The following is an 11,089-nucleotide window of genomic DNA, read 5'->3' as shown; positions in this document are numbered from 1 at the left end:
GATCGCCGCTTTAGCTCAGTTGGTAGAGCAGTTCATTCGTAATGAAAAGGTCGCCAGTTCGATTCCGGCAAGCGGCACCAAATGTTCTTATTAGGGTTAATACTAATTAGGGATTCTTCTTAGCGAAGTATTTGGTGATTATTGATGATCATCAAGTATTGCTGCCCCAAATTAGATAAAAATCAATACACAACAATTAGAAGCCAAAGTAATATTGGTATTCCAAATCTAAGGAGGAGCATTCATGAAAATGAAGTTAAAAGGGGCACTGATTTCCACCGCATTAGCCCTCGGTGTTGCTGGAGTTTCACCTGCTTTTGCTGCATGGGAGCCAACCAAGTCGGTTGAGTTTGTTATCCCCGCTGGCCCTGGTGGCGGTGCTGACCAAATGGCTCGCATGATTCAAGGAATTGTTACTAAAAATAACTTGATGAAGCAGGCAATCATCCCTGTGAATAAGGGCGCTGGTGCCGGTGCTGAAGGTTTCTTAGCGATGAAAGAAGCCAAGGGCGACCCACATAAAATTGTGATTACTTTGTCAAACTTGTTTACTACGCCATTAGCAACGGGCGTTCCTTTTAACTGGAAAGACATTACGCCAGTTGCGATGTTGGCACTGGATCAGTTTGTATTGTGGAATAACGTTGACAAGCCACAAAAAACTGCTAAGGAATACATTGATGCTGCTAAGGCAGCAGGCCCAGGTAAGTTTAAGATGGGTGGTACGGGATCTAAACAAGAAGATCAAATTATTACCGTTGCTCTAGAAAAGGCAACTGGCGCTAAATTCACCTATATCCCATTTAAAGGGGGTGGTGATGTAGCCGTTCAGTTAGTGGGTAATCATATTGATTCATCTGTAAATAACCCCATTGAGGCAGTTGCACAATGGCGCGCCGGTAAGTTACGTGCTTTATGCGTATTTGATGACACGCGCATGCCTTACAAAGAAAAGATTACTCCAACTCAATCTTGGAATGATGTTCCAACTTGTGCTGAGGTTGGCGTACCCACTGACTACGTAATGTTGCGTGGCATCTTTATGGCGCCTGGAGTGACTCAAGAGCAGGTTGATTTCTTCGTCAATTTGTTCAAAAAAGTACGCGAGACACCTGAGTGGAAAAAGTTCATGGCTGATGGTGCATTTAATCAAACATTCATGACTGGAAAAGAGTTTTCTAACTGGCTAACGCTGAATGAAGCCCTTCATAAGCAGTTGATGACTGAAGCAGGTTTCTTGGCTAAGTAATTAGTAACAGTATTAAAGGAGGCCTCCAAAAGGAGGCCTCACTTTTTAAAAGGTAGTACTTGATTTAACAGCAGTGACATTGTTTAACCCAATTTATTAGTGAATCAATTTATGTCTGAAAATACAAACAGCCCCCAAGAAGAATCAGCCATCAGCGTACGCGCGATGGATATCATTACTGCGCTGCTATTTATTGCGCTTGGCCTGGTGGTTGTCATCGGTAGTATTAAGCTAGGAGCCTCGTGGGGTAGCGATGGACCGGAGGCTGGATATTTTCCCTTCTACATTAGCTTAATTTTCATTATTTCCAGTTCTATCACCCTGTATCAGGCGGTGGTAGTAGACAAGAAAAAAGAGACAGAGTCTTTCGTCGGCAAAGAGTCTCTCAAGCAGGTATTGGCCGTGCTATTGCCAGCTATTATCTTCGTTCTGGGTGTGCAATTAATTGGCATCTACGTTGCATCCACCTTATATATCTTTATCTTTATGGTGTGGTTGGGTAAATACCCACTCTTGAAAGCGCTTGCTGTTGCATTGGGAGTGAGTGTTGCCCTGTACATGATGTTTGAGTTCTGGTTTCAGATCCCATTGCCTCATGGCTCATTGATTAATCCGCTTGAATTTATCGGCGTGAATTAATTCAACATAACGAATACAAAATAACGATACAAAAAGATTAGAAAAGAAGGAGTACGAGTTGGAAGAAATTAATGCCCTATTCGGTGGATTTGCCATCGCAATGACCCCCTTTAACTTAATGTTAATGTTTGTAGGCGTAACACTTGGTGTGATTATTGGCGTATTGCCCGGCTTAGGCGGTGCGAATGGTATTGCTATTCTGTTACCACTCACCTTTACGATGCCTCCAACATCCGCCATCATCATGCTCTCCTGTATTTACTGGGGTGCGTTATTTGGCGGTGCGATTACTTCGATTTTGTTCAATATTCCGGGTGAACCTTGGTCTGTTGCAACTACTTTTGACGGCTATCCAATGGCTCGCAATGGTAAGCCTGGCGAAGCCTTAACTGCAGCATTCACATCTTCCTTTGTAGGTGCGTTCTTTGCGATTGTCATGATTACCTTCTTGGCCCCGCTTGTGGCGAAGTTTGCCCTGCAGTTCGGTCCGCCTGAATTCTTCGCTGTGTATCTTCTGACCTTCTGTAGTTTTGTGGGGATGAATAAAGGTTCGCCATTTAAGACTATCTCTGCAATGATGCTCGGTTTTGCACTGGCTACAGTAGGTATGGATACTGTTACCGGACAGTTACGCTTGACTTTTGGTCAGCCTGAGCTCATGCGCGGCTTTGATTTCTTGATCGCAGTGATCGGCTTATTCGGTATTGGCGAAATCCTCCTTTCAATGGAAGAGGGCCTATCATTTAAAGGTGCCGCTGCTAAGATTCGCCGTCAGGTTGTTCTTGATACCTGGGCGAAATTGCCAAAGTATTGGGCAACTTCATTGCGCAGCTGCTTAATTGGTTGCTGGATGGGTATCACCCCAGGTGGAGCGACCCCAGCCTCCTTTATGGCTTACGGTGTTGCAAAGCGCGTATCTAAGGACGGTAAGAACTTTGGTAAGGGTGAGATGGAAGGGATTATTGCTCCAGAAACCGCCGCACATGCTGCAGGTACTGCAGCCTTGTTGCCAATGCTCTCATTGGGTATTCCAGGATCACCAACCGCAGCAGTTTTACTTGGCGGCTTGTTGATTTGGGGTTTACAACCAGGTCCATTGCTCTTCGTTGAAAAGCCAGACTTTGTTTGGGGCTTGATTGCGAGTATGTACTTGGGCAACATTGCAGGCTTGATTGTGGTGTTGACTTGCGTTCCGCTGTTTGCCTCCATTTTGAGAATCCCTTTCTCGATTATTGCTCCTGTCATTATTGTGATTTGTGCGGTTGGTGCTTACACCGTTCATAACGCTACGTTTGACATATGGTTAATGATGGGCTTTGGCATACTTGGATATGTTTTTAAGAAGTTAGACTATCCAATGGCACCTATGGTCTTGGCCTTGGTATTGGGTGACCGTGCTGAGGACTCATTCCGTCAGTCCATGTTGATGTCCCAAGGTAGCTTAGAGATTTTCTTCTCTAACTACTTAGTAGGCGGCATCACTTTCCTTGCTCTGTTATTGCTCTTCTGGCCTTTAATTGGCAAGTTTATTGGTAAGAAGAAGGCAGCGGCTGCTTAAGGATTAAAAACAAACAAGACTTAGTAAGAAGGGGGCGTAAGCCCCCTTTCTTATTCCATCGATGGATTTCAAAAATCCGATAGAATCACCCCATCATGAATCGCCATAAAAATTTCCTTATTCACTGGATTGCTGCATTTGCAATTGCAATGAGTGCGCTTGCTCCAGTAATATCTCAAGCAGCGTCACTGGCACAGCATGGTCAAGGCTTTACTATGGAGATTTGCTCTGCTGATAGCAATAAGACACCGATTGAGGTTCGGGCCGATCAACAAGCCCAAGAGGGCACTCAGAATAGTGGGATGCAGTCTTGCCCCGATTGTGTGGCTCAAAGCCTTATTACTCCAATCTTTAATACAAGCCTGACATTTCAGGCGCCACAAAGTTTTGCATTCTTGCCCCAGCTGTTTTATCAATCACCTCAACCAATGTCTGTGTGGCTATCGCCGCCCGCAGCGGCACCGCCCACAAAAGCCTAAATTTTTAAAGAGTACATAGCAAAAGCTATGTTATTCGCAGCATTGCAACGCATTAGTTGCTCCCTTATTGAGGGAAATCATTTTGCTTGTGACCTATTTTTTTTAAAGGAATAATTATGAAATCCTATCTATCTACATCACTCATTGCGGCATTAACGCTGATGATGAGCAATATGACATTTGCTCAAAACGCTAAAGTTGGTAGTGTACAAATTGAAAATGCCTATACCCGTGCTACTGTTCCTGGCCAACAAGTTGCTGGTGGTTTTATGAAGATTGAAAACAAAGGAGCTGCTGATCAATTGATCTCCGCGAGTTCCCCTGTAGCAGGTGAGGTGCAGTTGCATGAAATGGCAATGGAAGGCAATGTCATGAAAATGCGGCAAGTGAAAGACATTACGGTGCCTGCTGGTGGTTCTGTTGAATTAAAACCCGGCGGCTTACATTTGATGTTCATGAATATCAAAGCACCCCTTACTGCTGGTGAGACAGTGCCGGTCAAGCTCAAGTTTGCCAAAGCAGGTGAAGTCGAAGTAAAGGTACCGGTCAATGCAATGGGTAAACCTACTGGTGGACATGGTGGAGCCATGAAACACTAAGTAGCTACTTTTATTGCAATTAGCATAGGTATTAAAAAAGCCCCTAGTTTTACTTAGGGGCTTTTTTTATTGCTGAGGATTTATTGCTTGTGTTTAATCCAAGTTCAGATCTGTGACGGCCCCTTTACTGGCTGAGCTTGCAAGGCGGGCGTATTTCGCTAGCAGTCCACGGGTATAGCGTGGCTTGGGTTGTACCCAAGCAGCGCGACGCTTAGCAATTTCTTCATCACTAACATTGAGTTGAATCAGCAACTGATGTGCATCAATAGTGACAGAATCACCCTCGTGGATGAGGGCAATGGTTCCGCCCACATATGCTTCAGGAGCAACGTGACCCACCACCATTCCCCAAGTACCACCAGAGAAGCGTCCATCAGTTATCAGGCCCACTGTCTCACCTAAACCTTGACCTACAAGGGCAGAGGTAGGGGCGAGCATTTCACGCATGCCAGGACCGCCTTTGGGGCCTTCGTAGCGGATCACCATGACATCACCATCTTTAATCTTTTGCGCCATGATGGCGGCCATTGCGTCATCCTCAGAATCAAAGACCCGAGCAGGTCCGGTGATAGAGGGGTTCTTCAGACCAGTAATTTTGGCAACGCAACCTTCAGGAGAAATATTACCCTTAAGAATCGCTAAGTGACCTTGCTTATACATAGGGTTGTCTAAGGTACGAATCACTTTTTGGTCGGCACGTGGTACTGATGGAATATCCTTCAAAGTCTCAGCAATGGTTTTTCCGGTAATGGTCATGCAATCGCCGTGGAGCAGTCCACCATCCAGCAAAATTTTCATGATTTGTGGAATACCACCTGCTTGATGCAGATCCGTTGCTAAATAGGTCCCAGACGGTTTCATATCCGCGATGACAGGTACACGTTTACGAATACGTTCAAAGTCATCAATTGTCCAGTCAATTTCTGCAGCGCTGGTGATGGCTAAGTAGTGGAGTACTGCATTGGTTGAGCCACCAACAGCCATGATGACACTGACTGCATTCTCAATCGATTTTTTGGTGATGATGTCGCGGGGGCGTAAATTGTTTTTAATGGCTTCGACTAGAACCAGTGCCGAGTCATGGGCACTAACCACTTTTTCTTCATCCACGTTCGACATAGTAGAGGAGAAGGGTAAGCTCATGCCCAGTGCTTCAAAGGATGAGCTCATCGTGTTAGCGGTGTACATACCCCCGCAAGAACCAGGCCCAGGACATGCATTTTGCTCGACACCTTTAAGGTCTTCCTCGCTCATGCGGCCAGAAGTAAACTCACCGACAGCTTCAAATGCAGAAACAATGTTCAGTTCTTTGCCTTTGAAATGACCTGGCTTAATGGTACCGCCATAGACATAAATACTCGGTACATTAGTGCGAGCCATTGCCATCATGCCACCTGGCATATTTTTATCGCATCCGCCGATCACTAAAACACCATCTTGCCAAAGGCCGTTGACACAAGTTTCAATACTGTCAGCAATCACTTCCCGTGAAACGAGAGAGTATTTCATGCCCTCAGTGCCCATGCCGATGCCATCCGATACGGTTGGCACACCAAATAATTGGGACTTAGCACCCGCTGCCTCAAGCGCGGCAACAGCCGCATCCGCTAATTTTTGCAGGCCGCTATTGCAAGGGGTAATGGTGGCATGACCGTTAGCCACTCCAACCATCGGCTTAACGAAATCTTTGTCCTCATAGCCCATGGCGTAATACATTGAGCGATTGGGTGCGCGGGCAACCCCTTCAGTGACATTACGTGAGCGTTCATTAAGGCGTTTCATGCTGATATAGACTCCAAATGGGTAGTTGTCGAAAGGCTCTATTGTGCCGTGAGACTAGCTGAGATGCAGGGGTTTTTGATCTTTGAACTATGGTTATTTGATGCGCTGCAATAAGTTTAAATACTTGTTACAGCAATTTATTTATCCCTATTATTAGCTTTGAAGCTAATATCCTTATAAATCAAGCTGCAGTAAATTGTCATATCTGTTACTTTTCCCTTTAAATTCAATGACTAAAGCTGGCCATATTTACCTGATTGATGACGACGAGTCGATGCGCACCTCATTAAGTAGGATGTTGCGGGAACTTGGCTATGGCGTCGAAGATTTTTCTTCTGCACGTACATTTTTAGACCATTCATCACCGGTAGCGCCAGCAGTCATTCTGTTGGATATGCAAATGCCCGATATGACTGGCCTTGATCTCCAAGAAAAAATACTGCAACTCGGTCGTAAGACGCCCATTATTTTTGTCAGTGGGCAAAGTCACCCTCATCAGATCGTGACTGGTCTTAAAAAAGGCGCGCTGGATTTTCTCTTTAAGCCTTTTAATTTAGAAGATTTACTGAAAGCAGTTGCCGATGCGTTGGAATTTGATTTACGTCAGTTAAAACGTATTTCTAAAGAAGTAGAAACCAAAAGAGATTACGGAACACTGACCCCTCGTGAAAAAGAGGTTTGTTTTTGGCTAGTCAAGGGCTTGCTGAATAAAGATATTGCTGTAAAACTTGGCACCACTGATGCCACGATTAAAGTTCATAAGGCCAGAGTGATGGACAAAATACATGTGGAATCAGTCCAAGTATTAGTAGTTAAATACCTTGAGTCAAGCCTCGGGAACCTGCAAAATCGCTAGCTTTGAGGCTAATTTGCTTACGATCAACTTATCACTATGCTAATAGCCAACTTCCTTAAACAGACATTTCAAGAGCAATTTTGATCGCTAATTCCAAACTTCCAGAGATTCGTAGCGAGGCCTTTACCAAGGCGCGTGAAAAGCTTAGTCTGACCACAAAAGAGCTTGGGGGTCTTGCCTGTCTATCTAAAAGTCAAATTGAGCAGATTGAGAATGGGGAGATGAAATCTTTCTACGGTGCTCAGATCAAGTTGACTGCTGCTAGGAAAGTAGCGAAGTTATTGAATTTAACTGATGCAGAGGCTTTTGATGGGCTAGCAGCAGAGGCAGTTACACCAAGCTCAGAAGATATTGCGGCACCAGAAGCAGCAGCTAAAACGATTGAAGTGCCTGTTGACGCGGATATTAAGATAAAGCCAGTTGAAAAATCAACGCCTGTAAAAGAAGCTCCCACTCAGATACAAGAGCCACTTGAAGTAATTGATCCGCCAAAAGTAGTGGTGAGCGAGAAAAAAGAAGCTACTAAAAAAACGCATTTACAAGCTATTCCTTTTGACTCAATTGCATCCAAATCAAAATCAGCGCCGCGTAAAAAATGGTTTCTAGGTTTTTTCATCATCGTAGGAATGTTGTTTGCCGTCGTTAATCTACGCCCCTTATTTTTTGCAGATAAACCAGAGGCCATCATCCTTATTAAGGAAGAGCTGGTTGAGCCTGTTCCGGCACAGGCTAGCAATCTCCCCACGGACCAGGCTAATTCAGTTGGGGCAGTGGGAGCAGCTGGAATAGTGGCGCCTGTAACTACAACTACCGCCACAGCACCTACTACAGCTGTCCCCCCATCTTCAGTTATGCCAGTTTCTGGCTCTGATATTGCGCTAAGCTGCCCTGCAGAAGATGTACTGGTCAGCTATAAGCCGGAGGTCGCTCGCAAATCTGGTGACATGGTCTACGTGCAAGTTAAATCCAAGCAAGTGGTATGTGTTGTTGATGGTTCCGGCAAGACCCAAAATAAAGTATTGGAATCCGGCATGGGGACATCCTTTTATGGTAAACCACCATTTAAGGTGCTCACTGGGGGTCTCGCCCAAGTGGATGTCTATTTCCAGGGGTATAAGGCACGAATAGAAAATCCCAACAGCAAGACATTGGTATTGGAAGCGAGCGAGGTAGTTACACTGCCACCTGCTGATTCGACGGATTCCCGTTTGCGCTAACCCAATTTGATTAGCAGCATCCTAGGCGTGTAGTTGTCTTAAACGGCTGCGTCGTTTGTTTCGCCAGTACGAATACGAATCGCTTGCTCAATCGAGCTAACAAAAATTTTGCCATCCCCAATTTTTCCGGTACGCGCTGCCTTTGTGATGGCTTCAATGACGGCATCTACGCGGTCGCTTGAAACAACCACTTCTACCTTTACTTTAGGTAAAAAATCAACCACATACTCTGCACCACGATAAAGCTCGGTGTGACCTTTTTGCCGACCAAAGCCTTTGACTTCAGTGACTGTAAGACCAGTAACACCGACTTCAGCTAAAGCTTCGCGTACTTCATCCAGCTTAAATGGTTTGATAACAGATGTAATAAGTTTCATATATTTCCTTGGATGCATTCAATATAGTAATTACATCAATCATACCTAGAACTCAAATCCAATGCTCAGTGAGCGCTTAAAAAGTACTCTAGGCCCTAAATTGAGAGGTGATCGGGTAGCGCCAGTCACGTCCAAATGCCCTAGTGGTAACCCGGACTCCAGGCGGCGCTTGGCGGCGCTTATATTCATTAAGCTTAATCAAGCGAGTAACCTTTTCTACGCTTTCAGCATCAAATCCAGCCGCAATAATTTGCGCAATAGATTGGTTTTGTTCCATGTAACGCTCCACAATGCCATCCAATACTTCATAGGAGGGCAAGCTGTCTTGATCCGTTTGATCTGGGCGCAACTCTGCGGAAGGGGCGCGCGTCAAAATGCGCTCGGGAATGATTGGGGCAATACTATTTCGGTAGGTACACAGGCGGTAGACCAAAGTCTTGGCAATGTCTTTGATGACTGCAAAGCCACCAGCCATATCACCGTATAAGGTGCAGTAGCCCACAGCCATTTCACTTTTATTGCCTGTCGTGAGTACTAATCGTCCAGTCTTATTAGAAAGGGCCATGAGTAGAGTGCCACGTACTCGGGCCTGGAGATTCTCTTCAGTGGCATCGGTCTTTAAGCCTTTAAATTGCTCTGCTAAGGATTGCTCTAGCGCATCTACTGGTACGCTAATCGGAATTTCGTCATACTGAACATGTAGATTTTGAGCCATTTCTCTGGCATCAATCCAAGATATATCTGCGGTATAGCGCGAGGCCATCATGACCGCACGGACTTTGTCGGCGCCCAAGGCATCTACTGCAACGGCCAGCACTAGGGCTGAGTCCACCCCTCCAGAAAGACCAATGATGACACCTGGAAAGTGATTCTTCTGCACATAGTCGCGCACGCCTAAGACAAGGGCTTGATAGGCTTGAGCCTCAACACTTTGAGCCGCTGTGCATGATCCCGGTTCTAGGTCACTTGTACTATTCACGTTTACAAATCCTAAGCCCGCCTCAAATTGAGGCATCGACATCACTAATTTACCGGTGCTGTTTAATGCAAATGAACCACCATCAAACACTAATTCATCTTGCCCACCTACGGCGTTAACATAAACAAGTGGCATCTTAGTGATCACAATATGTTTGCGTAGCACTTCAATTCGCAATACCTCTTTTTGTAAGTGATAAGGAGAAGCATTTAGTACTAACAAAATATTTGCACCAGCTGCATGCGCTTGCTGAGCAGGTTCGATATGCCAAGCATCCTCACAGAGAATGAGCCCAAATTTAATGCCATGTGATTCAAAAACGCAGGGAGTATTGCCGGGAACAAAATAGCGCACCTCATCGAATACTTCATGATTAGGCAATTTTTGTTTGGCATAAGCCGCAATGATTTTTCCATCGCGCAATACAGAGGCGAAGTTTTGTAAGCCATCCGCTGTTTTTTTGGGGTGACCCACAATCACGGTTAGGCCTGGGAATTGCTTGAGCTCTAGAGTTAATTGCTTGAGTTCTAACTCTGCAGCCTCAATAAAAGCAGGGCGGAGTAATAAATCTTCGGGGGGGTAGCCGGTAAGCGAAAGCTCTGGAGTAAGTACTATCGAAGCGCCTTCCGCATACGCTTGCGCTGCCGCTTGGACAATGAGCTGAGCATTGCCACGCAAATCACCCAATAAAGGATTGATTTGCGCTAAGGCGATTTTTTGCGAGCTCACTCCGAATCACAGACCTTGGTTAATAACAACGTTCATTGCTGTTGTTCTTTGTTATAGGTTTCAATACCCTCCAGAATTTCTTTATGAGCTTCCGCAACGCCACCCCAACCTTTTACTTTTACCCATTTACCTGGCTCAAGGTCTTTGTAGTGTTCGAAGAAGTGTTGGATCTGATTTAAGCGCAATGGATTTACATCCTCTGGTTTTTGCCAGTGGGTATAAATAGATAAAATTTTATCTTCTGGAACTGCCAGCAATTTTGCATCTTGACCACCTTCATCTTCCATATGTAAAACACCGATGGCACGACAACTCACGACAACACCAGGAATTAATGGAAATGGCGTAACGACAAGAACATCAACTGGATCACCATCGCCAGCAATTGTTTTAGGAATATAGCCATAGTTGCAAGGGTAGTGCATAGCAGTACCCATAAATCTATCAACGAAAATGGCACCACTTTCCTTATCTACTTCATACTTAATAGGGTCAGCATTCATAGGGATTTCAATAATGACGTTGAAATTCTCTGGGATTTTTTTGCCTGGCTTTACATTGTCTAAACTCATACATACTCCGGGTGATGATTAGTAAATACCCTGACTCAAGGAAGGGTTCAGGG

At 45.1% G+C, this 11,089-nt stretch carries 11 protein-coding genes and 1 tRNA gene; 8 read left to right on the top strand and 4 right to left on the bottom strand.

Features of this window, described 5'->3' with window-relative positions:
- Positions 1–4: 4 nt before the first annotated feature.
- The 6 genes from DCO16_RS02570 (at position 5) to DCO16_RS02545 (ending at position 4,524) form a co-directional block, all read left to right on the top strand.
- A tRNA-Thr gene (locus DCO16_RS02570) sits at positions 5–80 on the top strand.
- Positions 81–250: 170 nt separating this feature from the next.
- A complete protein-coding gene (locus DCO16_RS02565; RefSeq protein ID WP_217426708.1) occupies positions 251–1,249 on the top strand; it encodes a Bug family tripartite tricarboxylate transporter substrate binding protein in 999 nt (332 codons plus the stop codon).
- A gap of 111 nt (positions 1,250–1,360) precedes the next feature.
- On the top strand, positions 1,361–1,888 hold the full coding sequence (locus DCO16_RS02560; protein ID WP_173942209.1) for a tripartite tricarboxylate transporter TctB family protein: 528 nt from the start codon (positions 1,361–1,363) through the stop codon (positions 1,886–1,888).
- A gap of 58 nt (positions 1,889–1,946) precedes the next feature.
- Positions 1,947–3,446 (top strand): tripartite tricarboxylate transporter permease, encoded by a 1,500-nt coding sequence (locus tag DCO16_RS02555; protein WP_173942208.1) that lies wholly within the window; start codon positions 1,947–1,949, stop codon positions 3,444–3,446.
- Between the two features lie 95 nt (positions 3,447–3,541).
- The gene (locus tag DCO16_RS02550) at positions 3,542–3,925 is read left to right on the top strand and encodes a DUF2946 domain-containing protein (protein WP_173942207.1); all 384 of its coding nucleotides are present in this window, start codon (positions 3,542–3,544) and stop codon (positions 3,923–3,925) included.
- 116 nt (positions 3,926–4,041) lie between these two features.
- Positions 4,042–4,524, top strand: a complete 483-nt coding sequence (locus tag DCO16_RS02545) for a copper chaperone PCu(A)C (protein ID WP_173942206.1) — start codon at positions 4,042–4,044, stop codon at positions 4,522–4,524.
- Between the two features lie 93 nt (positions 4,525–4,617).
- Here the strand turns inward: DCO16_RS02545 and ilvD are convergent, their stop codons facing one another.
- Positions 4,618–6,306: a dihydroxy-acid dehydratase gene (ilvD, locus tag DCO16_RS02540; RefSeq protein ID WP_173942205.1), complete on the bottom strand. Its 1,689-nt coding sequence runs from the start codon at positions 6,304–6,306 to the stop codon at positions 4,618–4,620.
- A 229-nt stretch (positions 6,307–6,535) separates the two neighbouring features.
- Between ilvD and DCO16_RS02535 the strand changes: the two genes are divergently transcribed.
- Positions 6,536–7,162: a response regulator transcription factor gene (locus DCO16_RS02535; RefSeq protein ID WP_173942204.1), complete on the top strand. Its 627-nt coding sequence runs from the start codon at positions 6,536–6,538 to the stop codon at positions 7,160–7,162.
- Between the two features lie 80 nt (positions 7,163–7,242).
- Positions 7,243–8,379, top strand: a complete 1,137-nt coding sequence (locus DCO16_RS02530) for a helix-turn-helix domain-containing protein (protein WP_173942203.1) — start codon at positions 7,243–7,245, stop codon at positions 8,377–8,379.
- Positions 8,380–8,417: 38 nt separating this feature from the next.
- Here DCO16_RS02530 and glnK read toward each other — a convergent pair whose 3' ends face one another.
- From glnK to ppa, 3 genes are all read right to left on the bottom strand, one after another.
- Entirely contained in the window at positions 8,418–8,756 is a 339-nt protein-coding gene (glnK, locus tag DCO16_RS02525; RefSeq protein ID WP_173942202.1) for a P-II family nitrogen regulator, read from the bottom strand.
- An 88-nt stretch (positions 8,757–8,844) separates the two neighbouring features.
- Positions 8,845–10,464: an NAD+ synthase gene (locus tag DCO16_RS02520; RefSeq protein WP_173942201.1), complete on the bottom strand. Its 1,620-nt coding sequence runs from the start codon at positions 10,462–10,464 to the stop codon at positions 8,845–8,847.
- Between the two features lie 32 nt (positions 10,465–10,496).
- Positions 10,497–11,036 (bottom strand): inorganic diphosphatase, encoded by a 540-nt coding sequence (gene ppa, locus DCO16_RS02515; protein ID WP_173942200.1) that lies wholly within the window; start codon positions 11,034–11,036, stop codon positions 10,497–10,499.
- Positions 11,037–11,089: the final 53 nt, after the last annotated feature.

It is taken from the genome of Polynucleobacter antarcticus (genome assembly GCF_013307245.1).
Classification (GTDB): Bacteria; Pseudomonadota; Gammaproteobacteria; order Burkholderiales; family Burkholderiaceae; genus Polynucleobacter; species Polynucleobacter antarcticus.
This window is presented reverse-complemented; position numbering and strand designations above follow the sequence as displayed.